Annotated in this window: 18 protein-coding genes; 9 read left to right on the top strand and 9 right to left on the bottom strand. The window is 73.4% G+C overall.

Annotated features, from left to right (window positions below):
- The first annotated feature begins 187 nt into the window (after window positions 1-187).
- Window positions 188-2122: a putative bifunctional diguanylate cyclase/phosphodiesterase gene (locus ACIQF6_RS27550; RefSeq protein WP_400899623.1), complete on the top strand. Its 1935-nt coding sequence runs from the start codon at window positions 188-190 to the stop codon at window positions 2120-2122.
- An 82-nt stretch (window positions 2123-2204) separates the two neighbouring features.
- On the opposite strand, the gene ACIQF6_RS27545 is transcribed toward ACIQF6_RS27550, so the two are convergent.
- Window positions 2205-3281 carry an LLM class flavin-dependent oxidoreductase gene (locus ACIQF6_RS27545; protein WP_400899621.1) on the bottom strand — a complete coding sequence of 359 codons (1077 nt, stop codon included), beginning with the start codon at window positions 3279-3281 and terminating at the stop codon, window positions 2205-2207.
- Window positions 3282-3726: 445 nt separating this feature from the next.
- Here ACIQF6_RS27545 and ACIQF6_RS27540 point away from each other — a divergent pair, with 445 nt between their 5' ends.
- Together ACIQF6_RS27540 and ACIQF6_RS27535 are read left to right on the top strand one after the other, a co-directional pair.
- The gene (locus tag ACIQF6_RS27540) at window positions 3727-4344 is read left to right on the top strand and encodes a VTT domain-containing protein (RefSeq protein WP_400899619.1); all 618 of its coding nucleotides are present in this window, start codon (window positions 3727-3729) and stop codon (window positions 4342-4344) included.
- Window positions 4345-4589: 245 nt separating this feature from the next.
- Window positions 4590-5852 carry a hypothetical protein gene (locus ACIQF6_RS27535; protein WP_400899617.1) on the top strand — a complete coding sequence of 421 codons (1263 nt, stop codon included), beginning with the start codon at window positions 4590-4592 and terminating at the stop codon, window positions 5850-5852.
- A gap of 12 nt (window positions 5853-5864) precedes the next feature.
- Here ACIQF6_RS27535 and wecB read toward each other — a convergent pair whose 3' ends face one another.
- Entirely contained in the window at window positions 5865-7007 is a 1143-nt protein-coding gene (wecB, locus tag ACIQF6_RS27530) for a non-hydrolyzing UDP-N-acetylglucosamine 2-epimerase (protein ID WP_400899615.1), read from the bottom strand.
- A 354-nt stretch (window positions 7008-7361) separates the two neighbouring features.
- Between wecB and ACIQF6_RS27525 the strand changes: the two genes are divergently transcribed.
- The 4 genes from ACIQF6_RS27525 to ACIQF6_RS27510 all read left to right on the top strand — a co-directional run bounded on the left by ACIQF6_RS27525 (window position 7362) and on the right by ACIQF6_RS27510 (window position 10412).
- On the top strand, window positions 7362-7562 hold the full coding sequence (locus tag ACIQF6_RS27525; RefSeq protein WP_400899613.1) for a hypothetical protein: 201 nt from the start codon (window positions 7362-7364) through the stop codon (window positions 7560-7562).
- A 65-nt stretch (window positions 7563-7627) separates the two neighbouring features.
- Window positions 7628-8209, top strand: coding sequence for an archaeosortase/exosortase family protein (locus ACIQF6_RS27520; RefSeq protein ID WP_400899611.1), 582 nt, complete (start codon window positions 7628-7630; stop codon window positions 8207-8209).
- Window positions 8206-9537, top strand: a complete 1332-nt coding sequence (locus ACIQF6_RS27515) for a glycosyltransferase (protein WP_400899609.1) — start codon at window positions 8206-8208, stop codon at window positions 9535-9537. Before ACIQF6_RS27520 ends, ACIQF6_RS27515 begins: the two co-directional genes overlap by 4 nt.
- 140 nt (window positions 9538-9677) lie before the next feature.
- Window positions 9678-10412: a choice-of-anchor P family protein gene (locus ACIQF6_RS27510; RefSeq protein WP_400899607.1), complete on the top strand. Its 735-nt coding sequence runs from the start codon at window positions 9678-9680 to the stop codon at window positions 10410-10412.
- Window positions 10413-10486: 74 nt separating this feature from the next.
- Here ACIQF6_RS27510 and ACIQF6_RS27505 read toward each other — a convergent pair whose 3' ends face one another.
- The 6 genes from ACIQF6_RS27505 to ACIQF6_RS27480 are packed head-to-tail and all read right to left on the bottom strand — an operon-like array spanning window position 10487 to window position 15989.
- Window positions 10487-11335: an alpha/beta fold hydrolase gene (locus ACIQF6_RS27505; RefSeq protein ID WP_400899605.1), complete on the bottom strand. Its 849-nt coding sequence runs from the start codon at window positions 11333-11335 to the stop codon at window positions 10487-10489.
- The gene (locus ACIQF6_RS27500) at window positions 11332-12405 is read right to left on the bottom strand and encodes a branched-chain amino acid ABC transporter permease (RefSeq protein WP_400899603.1); all 1074 of its coding nucleotides are present in this window, start codon (window positions 12403-12405) and stop codon (window positions 11332-11334) included. The genes ACIQF6_RS27505 and ACIQF6_RS27500 overlap by 4 nt, the downstream gene beginning before the upstream one ends.
- Entirely contained in the window at window positions 12402-13268 is an 867-nt protein-coding gene (locus ACIQF6_RS27495) for a branched-chain amino acid ABC transporter permease (protein ID WP_400899601.1), read from the bottom strand. Before ACIQF6_RS27495 ends, ACIQF6_RS27500 begins: the two co-directional genes overlap by 4 nt.
- Window positions 13268-13993 carry an ABC transporter ATP-binding protein gene (locus tag ACIQF6_RS27490; RefSeq protein ID WP_400899599.1) on the bottom strand — a complete coding sequence of 242 codons (726 nt, stop codon included), beginning with the start codon at window positions 13991-13993 and terminating at the stop codon, window positions 13268-13270. The genes ACIQF6_RS27495 and ACIQF6_RS27490 overlap by 1 nt, the downstream gene beginning before the upstream one ends.
- Window positions 13990-14745: an ABC transporter ATP-binding protein gene (locus ACIQF6_RS27485; protein ID WP_400899597.1), complete on the bottom strand. Its 756-nt coding sequence runs from the start codon at window positions 14743-14745 to the stop codon at window positions 13990-13992. The genes ACIQF6_RS27490 and ACIQF6_RS27485 overlap by 4 nt, the downstream gene beginning before the upstream one ends.
- 5 nt (window positions 14746-14750) lie before the next feature.
- Complete coding sequence (locus ACIQF6_RS27480) at window positions 14751-15989, bottom strand: substrate-binding domain-containing protein (protein WP_400899595.1); 1239 nt, start codon at window positions 15987-15989, stop codon at window positions 14751-14753.
- Window positions 15990-16251: 262 nt separating this feature from the next.
- Here ACIQF6_RS27480 and ACIQF6_RS27475 point away from each other — a divergent pair, with 262 nt between their 5' ends.
- Window positions 16252-17022, top strand: coding sequence for a CoA transferase subunit A (locus ACIQF6_RS27475; RefSeq protein ID WP_400899593.1), 771 nt, complete (start codon window positions 16252-16254; stop codon window positions 17020-17022).
- Window positions 17022-17663 (top strand): 3-oxoacid CoA-transferase subunit B, encoded by a 642-nt coding sequence (locus tag ACIQF6_RS27470; protein ID WP_400899591.1) that lies wholly within the window; start codon window positions 17022-17024, stop codon window positions 17661-17663. The genes ACIQF6_RS27475 and ACIQF6_RS27470 overlap by 1 nt, the downstream gene beginning before the upstream one ends.
- A 47-nt stretch (window positions 17664-17710) precedes the next feature.
- Here the strand turns inward: ACIQF6_RS27470 and ACIQF6_RS27465 are convergent, their stop codons facing one another.
- Window positions 17711-18445 carry a uracil-DNA glycosylase gene (locus tag ACIQF6_RS27465; protein ID WP_400899589.1) on the bottom strand — a complete coding sequence of 245 codons (735 nt, stop codon included), beginning with the start codon at window positions 18443-18445 and terminating at the stop codon, window positions 17711-17713.
- Window positions 18446-18514 lie beyond the last annotated feature (69 nt).

The raw sequence follows: 18514 nt of genomic DNA, 5'->3' as shown, positions 1-18514 counted from the left end.
TCGCACGTAATGTCGGGGGACATCTGCGGACAATCCGCCCGAATGACCCCGACGGCGGTCGCGCACAGTTACACCGGCGGCCTATGATCGGCGGACGTGGCCGAAGGCCGCCGACAGCTCTCCGGTCATCGGCCGGGGTCGGCGGGGCGGGGCCGCGGGCCGGTCTCCGCCCGCGTGGGTGTCGGCCGTGATCAGTGGCAGCAGCGGACGGGAGCGTGCCGTGCCGGGCCGGAACGTCGGGGCCGACGCACACCATCGGGGTGGGCGGCCCGAAACGCCGCGCCCGCAGGACAGTGCGAACTCCCCCAGAACAGCCACCGGCCCGGACCGGATCTGCACCGTCTGCGGCAGTCTGCTGAGCGCCGACTCCGCGCACCTGGCCGACGCGCTGCGGGCCAGCGAGTCGCGCTTCCGCGCCGCGTTCTCCGACGCCGGCATCGGCATGGCGCTGATCGACACCGACGACCTGGTGATCGAGGGCAACCCGGCGTTCGCGGCCATGCTCGGCCGGGAGACCGCCGAACTCTCCGGCCTGCACATCCATCAGATCATCGACCCGGAGGACCCGTCCCGGCTCCGCTACCGCGAGCTGGTGCGCGGCGAGCGCGACCGGATGCGCACCGAGAAACGGCTCAAGCACCAGGGCGGGCGCGAGGTCTGGGGCCGGGTCACCGTGTCGCTGATCCGCGACGGCGCGGGCCTCCCGTACTACACGCTGGTGATGGTCGAGGACATCACCGAGCAGCGCCAGCTCGGCGACCGGCTCGCCTACCAGGCGCTGCACGACCCGCTGACCAGGCTGCCGAACCGGACGCTGTTCTTCGAACGCCTGGAGTCCGCGTTCAAGCCCGCCGGGCAGGCCGGGCCGAAGGACGTGGACGGCGAACCCCGGATCGGGCTGTGCTACGTCGACCTGGACGGCTTCGCGGCCATCAACGAGACGCTCGGCCACCACATCGGCGACCAGCTGCTGGTCGCCGTCGCCGCCCGGTTGGAGCACGGATTCGCCGACAGCGAGGGCCACTTGGTGGCCCGCCTCGGCGGCGACGAGTTCGCCGTGCTGGTCACCGACAGCGCCGGCCACCAGCAGCTCACCCACCTGGCGGCCGGGCTGATGGACGCCCTGGAGCGGCCCTTCGAGGTGGCCGGGCACCGGCTGACGGTGACCGCGTCGATCGGTGTGGTGGAACGCCCGGTGCGCGGCTCCACCCCCACCGACCTGATCCGCGACGCCGACTCCACCCTGTACTGGTCGAAGGCCGACGGCCGGGCCCGTTGGACGCTGTACGACCGCGACCGCGGCGCCGACCAGCTGACCCGCCACCTGCTGGCCACCGCACTGCGCCCGGCCGTCGAGCGCGGCGAGTTCCTCGTCGAGTACCAGCCGCTGGTGGGCCTGGCCGACGGCGCGGTGCACGGCGCGGAGTCGCTGGTGCGCTGGCTCCACCCCCGCTACGGGCTGCTGTCGCCGGACCGTTTCATCCCGCTCGCCGAGGAGTCCGGGGCGATCGTGCCGCTCGGCAAGTGGGTGCTGGAGGAGTCGTGCCGTCAGGCCCGGCGCTGGCTGGACGAGTTCCCGGACGCCGAGACCTTCATCTCGGTCAACCTGGCCGCCCGCCAGATCTGGGACTCCGACGTGGTCGCCGACGTCGCCGAGGTGCTGGAGCGCACCGGGCTGCCCGCCCGACTGCTCCAGCTGGAGATCACCGAGAGCGCGATCCTCGGCCCCAGCGGGCGCCCGCTACAGGCGTTGCAGGCGCTCGCCGACATGGGCGTGCGGATCGCGATCGACGACTTCGGCACCGGCTACTCGAACCTCGCCTACCTGTCCCGCCTGCCGGTGCACGCGCTCAAGCTGGACGGCACGTTCATCGAGGCGTTCCGGGAGAGCGCGCCCGGTGACGGCGGGCGGCGGCGCGCCGCCGACGAACAGATCGTCGGCGCCGTCGTGCAGTTGGCGCACGCGCTGGGCCTGACCGTCACCGCCGAGGGCATCGAGAACGCCGCCCAGGCCGAGCGCCTGCGGCAGACCGGCTGCGACTTCGCCCAGGGCTGGCACTTCGCCCGCCCGGGCGCGGCCGACCGGATCGTGGAGATACTGCGGGAGCGCTCCCGCCCGTGAGCCGTCGGCCGGTCCGGCCGCAACCGGTCCGGCCCGCTCAGCCGGTCGGGCCGGTTCAGCCGGTGAGGCCGGTTCAGCCGGTTCAGCCGGTGAGGCCGTACGCCTCGGCGATCATCCCGTAGGACTCCAGGCGGTTCCGGTGGCCGTGGATGTGCGAGGTCACCATCAGCTCGTCCGCGCCGGTGCGCCGGCGCAGCGCCTCCAGGCCGTCGGCGACCTCCTTCGGGGTGCCGAGCACCACGTTGGCCAGCCAGGACTCCATGAAGTCCTCCTCGACCATGGAGTAGGGGTGCGCGGCGGCCTCCTCCGGGGTGGGGATCGGCCCGGGCCGGCCCTGGCGCAGCCGCAGCATGCCGAGGCCGGCCGAGCGGGCCAGCCACAGCGCCCGCTCGGTGGTCTCGGCGGCGACCGCGCTGACCCCGATCAGCGCGTACGGCTCGGCCAGGACGTCGGACGGGCGGAAGGTGTCCCGGTACAGGTCGAGCGCGGGCACCGTGTTGGCGGCGGAGAAGTGGTGCGCGAACGCGAACGGCAGGCCGAGCCCCGCGGAGAGCTGCGCGGAGAAGCCGGAGGAGCCGAGCAGCCAGATCGGCGGGCGGCTGTTCGAGCGCGGGACGGCCTCCAGCCGGGCGTAGGGGTGGCCCTCGGGGAAGTCGCCGTCCAGGAAGTGGGTGAGTTCGGCGAGCTGGCGGGGGAAGTCGTCGGCGCCGTCGGCCAGGCCGCGGCGCAGCGCCCGGGCGGTGGCCTGGTCGGTGCCGGGGGCGCGGCCGAGCCCGAGGTCGATCCGGCCGGGGTGCAGGGCCTCCAGCAGGCCGAACTGTTCGGCGATCGACAGCGGGGCGTGGTTGGGGAGCATCACGCCGCCGGAGCCGAGCCGCAGGGTGCTGGTGTGCGCGCCGAGGTGGGCGAGCAGCACGGCGGGCACCGAGGAGGCGACGCCGGGCATGCCGTGGTGCTCGGCGACCCAGAACCGGTGGTAGCGCCAGCTCTCGGCGCTGCGGGCGAGTTCGGTGGTGGCGGCGAGCGCCTCGCCGGCGGTGTGGCCGGTGCCGACGGTGGCGAGGTCGAGGATGGACAGCGGGGCGGGGGCGGTGCCGGCGGCCCGGCCGCGGATCCGGTCGTCGTCGCCGAGGTTCCGGTCGGTCGGTGCGGTGGTCATACGGCGTGCCCTCCTGGTGCCCGGGCCGGGCGCCAGGGCGTTCGTCGGAGCACAACCGGTCGGGCGGTCGGGCTGTTCCCGCTGTCCGGGGCGGATCGCCGAGAAGGCACGACGGGCCACCTGGGAGGCGCGGCGGCTGGCGAGTTCACGCCAGCGCGAGAAGTCGCCAGCCGCGGTGGTCGAGTCGGGCCCGGCGGATGCGGCAGGCTGGTGATCGTCGCCGAGGATCCACCGCCTCCGCGCACCGTATGGGACCCGCGGGCTCGACCAGCGCCGCGGATCCTCCCCGAGCCCCCGCAGCGGCACCCCGCCGGGGGCTCTCAGCGTGTCCGGACACGTGTGCGGCATTCCACACGGGGGTGCTTCAGGTGATGAAAGGTGTCCGCGCTAGCGTGGACTCCCTGTGCAGCTGCCTCTCCCCCGGGCGGGCTGGAGGGAGAGAACTTTGGACGCCAACGCCGTGATCGCACCGGCGTGGTACTGCGCACTCGCGCTGGTCGCGGTGCTCGGTGACGCTTTCCTGCCGTTCCTGCCCAGCGGGACGCTGGTGGTGCTGGCCGTACTGAAGACCGGCCAGGTGGGCGGCTCGCCGCTGCCGCTGGCCGCGGGCGTCGCGGTGGCGTCCTTCCTCGGCGACCTGCTGCTGCTCCAGCTGGCCCGGCGCGGCGCGCCCGCGGTGAATCGGCGCCTGGCCCGCCGGCCGCGGCTGGCGGCCAACGTGGCCCGGGTGCAGCGGGCCCTGACCGGCCGCACCACCAGCCGGACGGCGGCGGCGATCGTGATCGTGGCGCGCTTCGTCCCGGCCGGGCGGACGGTGCTGGATCTGGCGGTCGGTCACTCCGACAACCGGCCGTGGACCTTCCTGCGCTGGTCGGCGGTGGCCGCGGTGGTGTGGGCGGCGTACATCGTCAGCCTGGGCTGGCTGAACCTGCACTGGTTCGACACCGAGTGGCTGAGTCTGGCGATCTCCTCGGTGGCGGCGACCGCGGTCAGCAGCCTGGTGGTCCAACTGGTGCGCCGTCGCCGCCGGCTGGCCGTACTGGTCGAGGGCGAACCGGTCTGACGAGGGGCGCTGCCTCGGGAGTTGTGTCCCAGGACGGCAACAGGACGGGCCCGGCGGGAGCCGAACGGGGCCGCGTCGCGTGGTGACCGATTGAGGGTGGGCGGCGTTGGACCGCCCGTCCCGGGCATGCCATCCTTGAGTGGCTAAACCGTCAAATTGTCCGAGTTTGCCAGAAGTTGACCATCCGGAGCCGCGGCCGGCGTCCGGATCTTCTTCTGGTCGGGCCCACTGCGGCAGGGGAGACCATGAGCACCATCTCGCGCAGGACAGTGCTGTCCGCCACGGCGGCCACCGCGGCCCTGGGGGCCGTCGCCGCCTGTTCGAGCGGAGGCGGTGCGAGCAACCGCCCCGGCTCGGACTCCGGCTCCGGAAGCGGCGGCGGCAGCAAGCCCGCGCCCGGCCAGTCCTCCGCCAAGGGCACCCCGATCGGCGACGGCTCGAACGCCGACACCGGCCCGCAGCCGAACCAGCCGAAGCCGGAGAAGCTGAAGCCCGGTGAGGCGCCGCCGCAGTTCGTGGTGTTCTCCTGGGACGGCGCGGGCGCCACCGACGACGGCCAGTTCGCCCGCTTCCTCAAGCTCGCCGAGGACCACAAGGCGACGATGACGTTCTTCCTCTCCGGCATCTACGCGCTGCCGAAGGAGAAGTCCTCGCTGTACCACCCGCCGAAGCACTCGCAGGGCGCCTCCGACATCCCGTTCCTGTCCGAGGGCGCGGTCCGCAACACGCTGAAGCTGGTCAGCCAGGCGTGGCTGGCCGGCCACGAGATCGGCACCCACTTCAACGGCCACTTCTGCTCGACCCGCTCGGACGGCAACGGCGTCAACAAGTGGACGCCGGAGGACTGGGAGAGCGAGATCGAGCAGGCCGTCGGCTTCGTCACCCAGTGGAAGACCAACACCGGGTTCACCGACGTCGACCCGCTGCCCTTCGACTACAAGAAGGAGCTGATCGGCGGCCGCACCCCGTGCCTGGAGGGCCAGAAGGCGCTGCTGCCGACCGCCGCCAAGCTCGGCTGGAAGTACGACGCCAGCTCGCCCGGCGGGCAGCAGATCTGGCCGCAGAAGGTCCAGGACGGCAAGATCTGGGACTTCCCGCTGCAGGGCATCCCGTTCCCCGGGCACAACTTCCAGGTGCTGTCGATGGATTACAACATCCTGGCCAACCAGTCCGCCGGCTCCACCAAGGGCGACCCGGGCAAGTACGGCCAGTGGCGCGACCAGGCCCGGGACTCCTACCTGGCGGGCTTCAACCGCGCCTACACCACCAACCGCGCGCCGTTCTTCGTCGGCAACCACTTCGAGCAGTGGAACGGCGGCATCTACATGGACGCCGTCGAGGAGACCCTGAAGGAGATCGCCGGCAAGCCGGACGTCCGCCTGGTCTCGTTCCGGCAGCTGGTCGACTGGCTGGAGGCGCAGGACCAGTCCACGCTGCGCAAGCTGCGCACGCTCAACGTCGGCCAGGCCCCGACGGGCGGCTGGCAGTCCTTCCTCGGCACCGCCTGACGGTCCGTCGCTTCACCCCACCGCCGCCGTCCCCGCCCCGGTCGCCGCACTGCGCGGCCGGGGTGCGCGCCGCGGGTAGCGGGCCTGCACGGCGGCGACGATCGTCTCGGACGCCCGCCCGTCGCCGTACGGGGACGGCAGCTCGGCGAGCCGCGCCGCAGCGCCCCGGTCGGCGAGCAACTCGCTTAGTGCGGCGTCGAGTTCGGGCCCGGGGCGGGCCAGCCGGGCGAATCCGGCGCGGACCGCCTCCGGGCGTTCGGTGGAGTTGCGGACCACCACCAGGGGCCGTTTGAGCACCGTGCACTCCTCCTGGACGCCGCCGGAGTCGGAGACCAGCAGCCGGCAGTGCCGGGCCAGCGCCAGGAACGCGGCGTGGTCGAGCGGCTCGATCGGGCGCAGCCCCCCGCCGGGGGTGAACAGTCCGGCGGCGGCGGCCCGGGTGCGGGGGTGCAGCGGCAGCAGCACCGGCAGGTCGAGGGCGTCGAGCCGGCCGAGCAGCCGGGCCAGCCGGTCCGGGTCGTCGGTGTTCTCGGGCCGGTGGACGGTGGCCAGCAGGTAGTTCTCGGGGGTGACGCCGTACCGGGCCAGCACGGCGCGGGCGGTGCGGGCGTCGGGCAGGGTGGCGAGGGTGGCCTCGACCACGGTGTTGCCGGTGACCAGGATCTGCCGCGGGTCGATGCCTTCGCGCAGCAGGTGGGCGGCGGCCGTCCGGGTGGGCGCGCAGTGCAGGTCGGCGAGCGGGGCGATGACGCGCCGGTTGGCCTCCTCGGGCATGTCGCGGTCGAAGGACCGCAGGCCCGCTTCGACGTGGACCACGGGGATGCCCGCGCAGTGCGCGGCGAGCGCCCCGGCGGCGGCGGTGTTGGTGTCGCCCTGGACGATGGCGGCGGCGGGCGGGTGTGCGGCGAAGTGGCGGCTGAGTTCGTCGATCATCCGGCCGATCTGCCGGCCGCGGGGTTCGCCGCCGACGCCGTCCAGCCGGTGGTGCGGGGCGGGCAGGCCGTAGCCGGTGAAGAAGGCGGTGGTGAGCGCCGGGTCCCAGTGCTGTCCGGTCCACACCAGGCGGGCGCGCGGGCCCAACAGGCGGGTGACGGCGGCGAGTTTGACGATCTCCGGCCGGGTTCCGAGGACCAGGGCAAGGTCGCGGGAGGTCATGGTGCTCCGTGAGGGGGCGGGACGACGGACCGAACGCCGAGCGGCCGGCGGACAGGAATGCGAATGGCCCTCACATGGTCGTGACGGGCCGTCATGGCGCGTCGCACGCCGCGCCCTTGCCGTCCGTCCGGGTTCGCGGACCACCTGTCCGGCGGAGCCGCCGGGGCCGCCGCCGTCCGAGGTGACGCTCCGTCGCCGGGCGTGGCACCGACGGCCGAGCGCCGCGGGCCCCGGGCGTGGGGCGTCCGTGTGGTCTTCCGGCGGACCCGCGCGTCGCTGCGGTCTGATGATCTGCCCGGCAGTCACCTTGGGCTCGGCCCGGAAGCCACCAGGCCGAGACGAGAGGAGACGACCGTGTACGGACCCATCGCCCATGGCATCCCGCCGGCCGCGGCCGGCGGCGGCGTGCTGGCCACCACCGGTTCGCCCGGACTCGGCCTCGCCGCCGCCCTGGCCACCGGCCTGCTGCTGGTCGGTGTGCTGCTGGTGCGGCGCGGCCGGCTGGCCACCACCCCGCCCGACGCCGGGCGCCCCGGCCCGGACCGCCGCCCCTGACCTCCCCCGGACCGGGTGGGACGACCGCCGGTCCGGCCCGTCCGCCCCCTCGCGTGGAGCCGCCCATGCCCGCCACCGCACTCTCCGGACCGCCGGCCCGGTCGGCCGCCCGCACCCGCCCCGGCCCCCTCGCCGCGGTGTGCGGCCCGCTCCTGCTCGCCCTGACCGGCCTGCTGGTCGGCGGCGAACACCTCTACCGCAACCTGGAGTTGACCGCCGTCGCCCAGGTCGCGACCCACCTGCTGGGGCTGCGCACCCTGCTGCTGCCGAGCCCGAGCGCACCGGTGCTGTACGCGGGCGGGCCGGACCACTTCGAACGCGGCATCGCGCTGACCACCGGGTGCAGCAGCGCCCTGCTGATCGCCCCGTTCGCGCTGGTCCTCGGCCTGCTGCTGCTGTTCGGCCACCGCCGCCCGGGCCGGCTGCTGCTGGCCCTGGCGCTGGCCACCGCGCTGATCGCCGGCACCAACCTGGGCCGGCTCACCCTGATCGTCGCCATGCAGCACCGCTACGGCAGCGCCGGTTTCGAGTGGGCGCACGTGCTGCTCGGCTCGGTGCTGATGATGGTCGCCGCCCTCGCGGCCCTGCTGCTCTGCCTCGCCGTGGTCGCCCGCGGCTCCGCCCCCGCCGAGGAGGTCGCCCGGTGACCCTGCTCGACCTCTCCGTCTGCCTGTCCTTCATCCTCGGCGTCGGCTTCCTCGGCTACGTCGGGGTGATCGTGACGGGCTTCCTGCGCGCCCGGCCGGACTCCCCCGGCGACCCGTCCGGCTACCAGTGGCACTTCGCCGTCCCCTGCCGCGACGAGGAGTCGGTGATCGGCCTCACCCTCGACCACCTGCACCGGCGCTTCCCCGCCGCCCACCTGTGGGTGGTGGACGACCACTCGACGGACCGCACCGCGGAGGTGGTCCTCGCCCTGGCCACCGCGGGGCTGCCCGTCCACCTGGTGCGCCGCCGGCTGCCGAACGCCCGCACCGGCAAGGGCGACGCGCTGAACGCCGCCTACCACGCGCTGGAGGACTGGCTGCCCCCCGGCACCGACCCGGACCGGGTGGTGCTCACCGTGGTCGACGCCGACGGCCGCCCCTCGCCCAACCTGCTGCACGTGCTGGCCGGGCCGGCCTCGTTCGGCGACCCGGCGATCGGCGCCGTCCAGGTGGAGGTCCGGATGTCCAACCGGGCGGTGGCCGCGCCGCTGCCCGGCCGGAGCCGGGCCGCCAACGCCCGCGCCCGGCTGCTGGCCCGGCTCCAGGACCTGGAGTTCCGCGGGCCGATCTCCGCCATGCAGATCACCCGGCGCCGCACCGGCACCGTCAACGTCGGCGGCAACGGGCAGGCCAACCGGCTCAGCGCGCTGCGCGCGGTCGCCGCCGAGACCGGCGACCCCTGGGGCCGGGCCCTGCTGGAGGACTTCGAGCTGGGCCTGCGGATGATGCTGGCCGGCCGCCGCAACGGCTACACCACCACGGCCTGGGTCGAGCAGGAGGCGCTGTGGAGCGTCCGGCAGCTGCTCACCCAGCGGGTGCGGTGGGCGCAGGGCTCGATGCAGTGCGCCCGGTACCTGCCGCGGATCTGGAGCTCCCGGGAGTTCAGCGCGCTGGGCTTCCTGGAGGTGGGCTATTTCATGGCGCAGCCCTGGCTGCAGGTGGTCGGCATGTTCGCCTACCTGGTGCCGATCGGGGTGTTCGGCTACCACGCCTGGGCGTACCCGGAGTTCACCATGGACTTCCTGGCGCACGGCGGCGCCCTGCTGATCGGCCTGTACCTGCTGCTCGGGGTGACGGAGTTCGCCGTCTGGGGGCCGCTGTACCGGCGCCGCTGCGAGCGGGACATCGGCCGGGGCCCGGCGCTGGGCTACGGGCTGGCGCTGGCGGTCTACGCGTTCGGGACGTACCTGGTCGCCGTGCGCGCGTTCTGGCGGCTGGTGCGCGGCGAGCAGGGCTGGCACAAGACCGCACGGACAGGCACGTACTGACGATTCGTCAGTTTTTTCGGCCGACTACTCCATTCGACCGGACTTCCCGGCCAATCACATAAACCGCTTGTCACATCAGGGAATTGATCGAAAGCCATCGGAATCGGCAGTACATCCTCCCCCAGAAAGGCGGTCCGTTCGTGACCACCGTCCCCACCCGCACCCGCGTCCTGGCCGGCGCAGCCCTCGCGGCCGGCCTGTTCTGCTCCGCCGCCCCGGCGTTCGCCGCCCTCACCTCCCCCGAAGCGACGGCGTACGTGGTCTCGGCCGACGCGCTGAACAACAACGTGGCCGTCCCGCCGCAACCCCTGTCCACCTACCCGCCCGGCGGCACCCAGACCGAAATCGGCCTGACCGTCGGCCCGTTCGCCACCAACTCGACGCTCACCTCCACCACCGCGGGCGACCCGACGCTCGGCACCTCCTCGGCGTCCGCCACCGTCGACCAGCTGGGCCTGACCCTCGGGCCGGGCCTGACCGGGGACGTGAGCGGCGTCCAGGCGACCTGCAACGCCACCCCGAACGGCGCCACCGGCAACGGCATCATCGCCAGCGGCACCCTCACCGTCCTGGGCATCCCGACCACCCTGGAGGCGAACGCCCCGAAGAACACCAGCGTCACCGTGCCCGGCCTCGGCGATCTGATCCTCAACGAGCAGTCCACCGACGCCAACGGCGTGCTCACCGTCAACGCGCTGCACCTGACCCTGCTGCCCACCCTCGGCGGCGCCAACGTGATCATCGGCCACGTCGAGTGCGGCGGTGCCCCGGCGGCCACGGCCGTCCCGATGGTCAACACCCAGGTCGGGCTGATCGGCGGCTCGCTGGCCGCCGCGACCGTCCTCGGCAGCGTGTACCTGCGGCGCCGCGCCTGACCGGGGCGGGCCCGACAGCCGGGTGCCCTCTCCCTCCGAACGGCGGAGGCGGGAGGGCACCGGGCTGTCCGCGCTCAGACCAGCAGGTCGGCCAGCCGGTCGGCCCGGATGATCGAGTAGTGGCTGGTGCCGGCCACCAGCTCGGTCGGGACGGCGACCTTCGCCGCTGTCAGCCGGCCCTCGTCGTACAGCGCCTGCGGCTCGTTCAGCAGGCCGCGCTCGGCGTACAGGAACCGGGTCGGGACGGTGAGGCGGTGGATCGCGCCGGCCGCCTCCGCGTCGAGCAGCACCTGGGCGCCGTCGGTGGTGATCGCCTCGTGGACGCAGGAGGAGACCAGCGCGGGGGCCTCGCCGACCAGGTCGCGCTGGGTGTACGCGTCCAACTCGTCGTCCCAGTCGGCGAACGCGGGGTGCGCCTGCCAGAACGCGCGGTACGCCTCACGGCTCTCGAAGGTCATCGACAGCCGGGCCAGCGCCGGGCCGAGCACCGCGGCCAGCGCGTCCTCCTCGCGGACGCCCTCGGGCAGCGGGAAGGTCACCGCGCCGTCGACCAGGACCAGGTCGGCCAGCAGCTCCGGGTACCGGGCCGCGGCGACGGCCGACACCCAGGCGCCCATCGAGTGGCCGACCAGCCGGACCGGGCCGGCGTCCAGCCGGCGGATCAGCGCGGCGACGTCCTCCGCGTGCCGGCCGAGCCCCCACGGGCCGGGCAGGTCGCGGCTGGCGGCCCGGCCGCGCAGGTCGGGGGCGTACAGCGAGACCCGACCGTCGAGCAGCCGGGCCAGGCCCGCCCAGGCCAGCGCGTTGGCGGTGATGCCGTGCACGGCGACCACCACGGGCGCGCCGGGGTCGGCGGCCGGCCAGTGCAGGACGGCGAGGTCGCCGCCGTCGACGGGGACGGTGAGGTGCTGGGGGAGGGTCATGCGGCGCCTTCCGGGACGACGGTGACGGACACCTTGGCGGCCCTGGCGGCCCGGCCCGCCCGCAGCCGGGCGGGCAGCTTGGCCAGACCGCCGGGCAGCAGGTAGACCACGGCGACGAAGAGCGTACCGAGCAGGAACAGCGGCTGGGAGAGCGGAACCCGCAGCACGGACGGGAGTTCGGCGATGGACGCGGAGTTCGCGAGGTCGCCGAGCCGGTGCGCGGCCCAGGTGTAGAGCACGCCGCCGAGCAGCGGACCCCACCGGGTGCCGGAGCCGCCGAGCACCACCATCACCAGCAGCGCCAGCGTCGCGTCCGAGCTCGCGGCCTGCGGGGTGGCGCCGCCGGTGAGCAGCAGGTAGACCACGCCGCCCGCGCCGGCCAGGCCGCCGGACACGGTGAACGCGACCAGCTTGAAGCCGTACGGCCGCAGGCCCAGCACCTCGACCCGGCGCTCGTTCTCCCGGATGCCGGCCCACACCCGGCCGGTCGGCGAGGAGACCGTCCAGTGCACCACGGCGAGCGTGACGACCAGGTAGAGCACCGCGATCCAGTACAGGTTGGCGGTGTTCTGAATGCCGATCAGCGCGTCCGGCAGGTGCTCGGCGGGCGCCGAGCGGCCCTCCTCGCCGCCGGTCAGGCCGCCGGGGTTGCGCTGCACCAGGATCGCCCCGGCCTGCGCGAACGCCAGCGTGACCATGGAGAAGCCGATGCCGGTGACCTTCAGCGACACCGAGCCCAGCAGCAGCGCCAGCGCGATCGAGCAGGCGATGCCGAACACCGCGGCCGGCACGAAGCCGAGGCCGAGCTCCAGCATCGCCAGGTCGGTGGCGTACAGGCCGGTGGCGAAGTACAGGGCGTGCCCGAAGGAGAGCAGACCGGTGCGGCCGAGCAGCAGGTCGTAGCCGGTGGCGAGGCCGCCGTAGACCAGGCACAGCGCGATCAGCTGGAGGCTGCCGGGGCTGCCGAGCGGTCCGTCCAGCAGGCCGGGCAGCGGCAGGGTGCTGTACGGCGCGATCACCAGGACGATCAGCAGGGCGAGCGGCCACCAGCGCTTGAGGTGGGTGGTCATGCGAGTCTCCCGGTCAGTCCGCGCGGCTTGACGAGCAGCAGCACGGCGAGCAGGACCACGACGGAGAGATCCCCCAGACCTGCTGCGGTGTAGTAGTTGGCGAACTGCTGGACCAGGCCGACGCCGACCGAGGCGACGGCGGCGCCGGTGACGGAGCCCATGCCGCCCATCACGACGACCACGAAGGCGAAGATCAGCAGGCCGGTGCCCTGGCCGGGGTTGATCGAGCCGAAGTACAGGCCGGCCAGCGCCCCGCCGAGCGAGGCGGCGGCGCCGCCGATGGCGAAGACCAGGGTGAACGCCTTGCGGACGTCGATGCCGAGCGCGGTGACCATGGCCCGGTCCTCGACGCCGGCCCGGACGATCAGGCCGTAGCGGGTCTTCGCCAGGAACAGCCGCAGCAGCACCAGCACCACCAGCGCGGCGGCCATCAGCACGAAGCGGTTGACGGGCACGGTCGCGCCCAGCAGCTTCACGGTGCCGGACAGCGCATCGGGCTGCGGGAACGGCCGGGCGTCGGCGCCCCAGATGCCCATGATCAGGGCGGGCAGGGCGAGTCCGACGCCGACGGTGGCGAGGATCTGGTCGCGCGGCCGGGAGTACAGCGGGCGGATCAGCGCGAGTTCGAGCAGCACCGAGGCGGCGGTGCCGACCGCGGTGCCGAACGGGACGGCCAGCCAGAAGCCCATCCCGCCGTCGGTGGCGGCCCACCAGGCGGCGTACGCGCCGATCGACAGCAGCGCGCCGTGCGCGAAGTTGAGCACGTCCATCAGGCCGAAGATCAGCGAGAGGCCGGAGGCGACCAGGAAGTACAGCGCGCCGAGCCCGAGTCCGGTGCAGGCGAGCAGGACGACGGTGTTCATCAGGGTGTCACCTCATGGGCGGGGCGGTGGCTGCCGACGCCGAGCAGGCGGCGGGCGGCGTCCTCGTCGGCGAGCAGCGCGCGGGCGTCGCCCTGGTGGGCGGTGCGGCCGTCGGCGAGGACGGCGCACTGGCCGGCGACCCGGCGGACCAGGGCCAGGTTCTGTTCGACCAGCAGCACGGGGACGGTCTCGGCGGCCCGGGCGAGCACGTCGGCGACCTCGGTGACGATCTTCGGGGCGAGGCCCTTGGTGGGTTCGTCGGCGATGATCAGCCGGTTGCCGTTGAGCAGCGTGCGGGCGATCGCGACCATCTGCTGCTGGCCGCCCGACAGGGTTCCGGCGGCCTGCCTGTGACGCTGCTTCAGCTCGGGGAACAGCTCGAACACCAGGTCGTAGTCGGGAGTCGAATCCCTTTCCGCCAGGCGCAGGTTCTCGGCGACGGTCAGGCCGGCGAAGATGCCGCGGTCCTCGGGCGCGTAGCCGATGCCGTGACGGACCACCAGGTGGGTGGGCAGCCTGCCGATGTCGGCGCCGTCGAAGAGCAGCGAGCCGGTCCGCGGGACGAGTCCCATGACGGCCTTGACGGTGGTGGTCTTGCCGGCGCCGTTGCGGCCGAGCAGTGCGGTGACTCCGGTGGCGGCGACGTCCAGGTCCACCCCGTGCAGGATGTGCAGCCCGTCGATCACCACCTTCAACTCGCGGACCGCGAGCAGGGTTTCGATCACAGCGCCTCCCCGAGGTAGGCCCCCTGGACGGTCTCGTCCGCCATCACGGCCTCGGGGGTGTCGAGTGCGAGCAGGGTGCCGTGGTGCATCACGGCGAGCCGGTCGGCCAGGCCCAGCAGCACGTCCATGTGGTGCTCGACCATCAGGACGGTGCGGCCCTGCCGGTGCACGGAGCGGATCAGCTCGACCAGGGCGGGCACCTCCTCGGCGCTCACCCCGGCCATCGGCTCGTCGAGCAGGATCAGCCGGGGGTCGCCCACCAGCAGCACCGCGAGCTCCAGCTTCCGCTTGCCGCCGTGCGACAGGGAGCCGGCCAGGTCGTCGGCCTGGTCGGCGAGGCCGGTGCGCTCCAGGGTCTCCTCGACCTGCTGCCGGTACCGGTCGGCGCGCCGCCAGATCCGGTAGGACGCGGCGGGCCCGGCGGCGGCCTGGGCAGCGAGTCGGACGTGGTCGGCGACGGTCAGGCCGGGCCACAGCGAGGAGGTCTGGAAGGTCCGGCCGAGGCCCCGCCGGGCCCGGGCGGGCACCGGCAGGGCGGTGATGTCGGCGCCGTCCAGATGGAGGGTGCCGTGACTGGCCGGGTAGATCCCGGAGATCAGGTTGAACAGGGAGGTCTTGCCCGCCCCGTTCGGGCCGATGAAGGCGACGAACTCGCCTTCGGCGACGTCGAAGGTGACGTCCTGGACGATCGGGACGCCGCGGACCGACCAGCCGAGGCCGTTCAGCCGCAGCACCGGGGCGGGGGTGCTCATTGCGGTCAGCCCGCCATCTTGGCGACCGGCGGGGCGACCTGCTCGGCGGACAGCACCTTCTCCGCGGTGGGCTTGGCGTCGGCGCCGGTGCCGGTCAGCTTGACCTGGAACATCGGCTGGAGCAGCGCGTGGTCCTCGGCGCGGACGGTGAGCTTGCCCTTGACGCCGTCGAAGCTCCAGCCCTCCAGGGACTTCACCAGCGCGTCGGTGTCCGCGTCGGAGCCCTTGTTGGCCTCCAGCGCGTGCACCACCATCTGCGCGGCGGTGAAGCCGTCCGGGGTGAACAGGTCGGACTTGGAGCCGTTCTTGGTGACGAAGTCGTTCATCGCCAGCTCGGCCTCGGTGCCGCCGGCCGCGCCGGAGAAGTAGTGGTTCAGGAAGTCGATCTTCTCGGCGGCCGGGCCGAACAGCGGGTACGAGGCGGCCACGTCGAGGCCGGTGACGACCTTGGTCGAGGAGAACACGTCCTGCTGGTTGAGCGAGGTCCACAGCGCGGAGGCGGTGTCGCCGGCCCAGGCGACGAACAGCAGGTCGGGCTTGGCGGCCTTGGCCTGGGTGGCGAACGGCGTCAGGTCGGTGGCGGACGGCGGGGCCAGCACCGCGTCCACGGTGGCGCCCTCGCCGCCGAGGACGTCCTTGACGGCGGCCACGTTGGCCTGGCCGAAGGCGTTGTCCTGGGCGAGGACGGTGACCTTCTTGCCCTTGGCGTCGCCGATGAACGACGCCGCGGCCCTGGTGTCCTGGTACGACTGCCGGCCGGAGCGGAAGGTGTACTTGTTCAGGCCGGTGACCTTGTCCGCGGCGGCCGGGCCGCTGATGAACAGCACCTTGTTCTGCGCGGCGATCGGGCCGACCTGAAGGGCCACGCCGGACGCGGTGGAGCCCGCCAGGATCTTGTAGTTCTTGCCGATCAGGTCCTTGGCCGCGGAGACGGCCTTCGCCGGGTCGCCCGCGTCGTCCTGCTCGGCGATCTCCACCGGGTGCCCGTCGACCGCGCCCGTGCCCTTGGTGGCGTACGACAGGCCGGCCTTGAAGCCCTCCAGGTACTGCTTGCCGTAGGCCGCCAGCGGACCGGTCTTGGAGTAGACCAGGCCGACCTTGACCGGGCTCGTGTCGCCCCCGCCCGCCTCGGCCGAGGTGCCCGCCGTACCGGCCTTGGCGCAAGCGGACGCGAGCAGCACGCAGGCGGCCAGCGCGGCGAGCTTGCGGACGGGTCGTCTGGGGGTGGCGTCCGTGACTGACATGGTGGGGAGCTCCTGACGTGCCTGTGCTGGTGGGATGCCGGAACCGTAGGGGGGTCGCCCGGAAGGCGACATGTGACGGGCGCACGCATCGGTGGCTCGTTCTGTGTGGGTCGGCGACATGTTGCGGCGCCACTCCTCGCAAGGTGTGCGCCGGACACATGGATCCACCTCGCCCCATGGCGTCGTCCGCCATGGAAAGCGTCGGGGCCTGCGACGAGTGTGGTGCGGCAGTCAGCCCTCCCCCTTCGAGAAGGTGGCCCCCTTGGACAAGGTCCTGGACTCCCCCGCCCGCGCGGTCGGGGACATTCCCGACGGCGCGGTGCTCGCGGTCGGCGGCTTCGGCCTGTGCGGCATCCCGTCCACCCTGATCGGCGCGCTCGTGGACGCGGGCACCACCGGCCTGCAGGTGGTCTCCAACAACTGCGGGGTCGACGACTGGGGCCTCGGCCTGCTGCTGCGGGCCGGCCGGATCGCCCGCATGACCTCCAGCTACGTCGGCGAGAACAAGGAGTTCGCCCGCCAGTACCTGAACGGCGAACTCGAGGTCGAACTGACCCCGCAGGGCACCCTGGCGGAACGCCTGCGGGCCGGCGGCGCGGGCATCCCCGCGTTCTACACCCCCGCCGGCACCGGCACCCAGGTCGAGGAGGGCGGCCTGCCCTGGCGGTACGCCCCCGGCGGCGGCGCCGTCGCGGTCGCCTCCCCGCCGAAGGAGGTCCGCGAGTTCGGCGGCCGCCGCTACCTGCTGGAGGAGGCGATCGTCGCCGACTTCGCGCTGGTCCGCGCCGAGATCGCCGACCGGCACGGCAACTGCGTCTTCCACGCCGCCGCCCGCAACTTCAACCCGCTGTGCGCCGCCGCCGGCCGCACCACGATCGTCGAGGCCGACCGGATCGTCGAACCGGGCGAGATCCCGCCGGACGCCGTCCACCTGCCCGGCGTCCACGTCGACCGCGTCGTCGCCGCCGACCCCGCCGACCGCCGGATCGAGCGCCGCACCGTCAGTCTTCCCGCCGCCTCGAAGGAGTCCTGATGACCGCCCTGCTGGACCCCCGCGACGCGCTCGCCGCGCGGGCCGCCCGCGAACTGCGCGACGGCCAGTACGTCAACCTCGGCATCGGCCTGCCCACCCTGATCCCCAACCACCTGCCCGCCGGCGTGCACGTCGTCCTGCACTCGGAGAACGGCATCCTCGGCGTCGGCCCCTATCCGGCGGACGCCGACGTCCACCCCGACCTGATCAACGCCGGCAAGGAGACCGTCACCGTCAACCCCGGCGCCGCCTACTTCGACTCGGCGTTCTCCTTCGGCATGGTGCGCTCCGGCCGGATCGACGTCTCGGTGCTCGGCGCGATGCAGGTCTCGGCGGGCGGCGACCTCGCCAACTGGATGATCCCCGGCAAGATGGTCAAGGGCATGGGCGGCGCGATGGACCTGGTCCACGGCGCCCGCCGCCTGATCGTGGTGATGGAGCACACCGCGAAGGACGGCGCCCCGAAGATCGTCGACGAGCTCACCCTCCCCGCCACCGGCCGCGCCGTCGTCCACCGCATCGTCACCGACCTCGCCGTCCTCGACGTCACCCCGGACGGCCTGCGCCTGGTCGAACTCGCCGACGGCGTCAGCCTGGAGCAACTCCGCGCGGCGACGGAGCCGCCGGTCCTCACCGACTGACAGCAGCGCCCCGGACCCCGAAGGGCCCGGGGCGCTCCGCCCTCCCGCTACTTCACGTTCGGGATGCTCCAGTCGACCGCCTTCTGCCCGAACCCCTCCAGCGCGGCGTTGATCTGCGAGAACGGCTTCGTCCCGAAGAAGGTCTTCTGCGACAGCGGCGACGGGTGCCCGCTCTGCACCACCACGTGCTTCTCGGTGTCGATCAGCGACAGCTTCTTCTTCGCGTAGCCGCCCCACAGCACGAACACGCAGGGCTCCTCGCGGGCGCTGACCGCCTTGATCACCGCGTCGGTGAACTTCTCCCAGCCCTGGTTCTTGTGCGAGTTGGCCTGGTGCGCACGCACCGTGAGCACCGCGTTCAGCAGCAGCACGCCCTGCTCGGCCCACGGCATCAGGTAGCCGTTGTCGGGCATCGCGAAGCCGCCGGTCTCCGGCGCGGCGAAGAGCCCGAGGTCGGTGTTGAGCTCCTTGTAGATGTTGCGCAGCGACGGCGGGACCTTCACGCCGGGCAGCACCGAGAAGCTCATGCCGTGCGCCTGGCCGTTGTCGTGGTACGGGTCCTGACCGAGGATCAGCACCCGGACGTCCTGGTACGCGGTCACGTCCAACGCCGAGAACTCCTGCCCGGCGGGCGGGAACACCTCGTGCTCGGCCCGCTCGGCCGCCAGGAACTCCGACAGCTTCGCGAAGTACGGCTTGCCGGTCTCCTCGGCGAGCACCGCGCGCCAGGACTCCGGCAGCTCCAGGGTGCCGCCCACGGACGCCTCGGCCAGCTCCGTCACGTTGTACCTCCCACCGGCCGCGCCGCACGGCGACCGCTCGATCGTTCCCGGGCCCGTGGCGGACCCGCT

Source organism: Kitasatospora sp. NPDC092948, assembly GCF_044754805.1.
Taxonomy (GTDB): domain Bacteria; phylum Actinomycetota; class Actinomycetes; order Streptomycetales; family Streptomycetaceae; genus Kitasatospora.
This window is presented reverse-complemented; position numbering and strand designations above follow the sequence as displayed.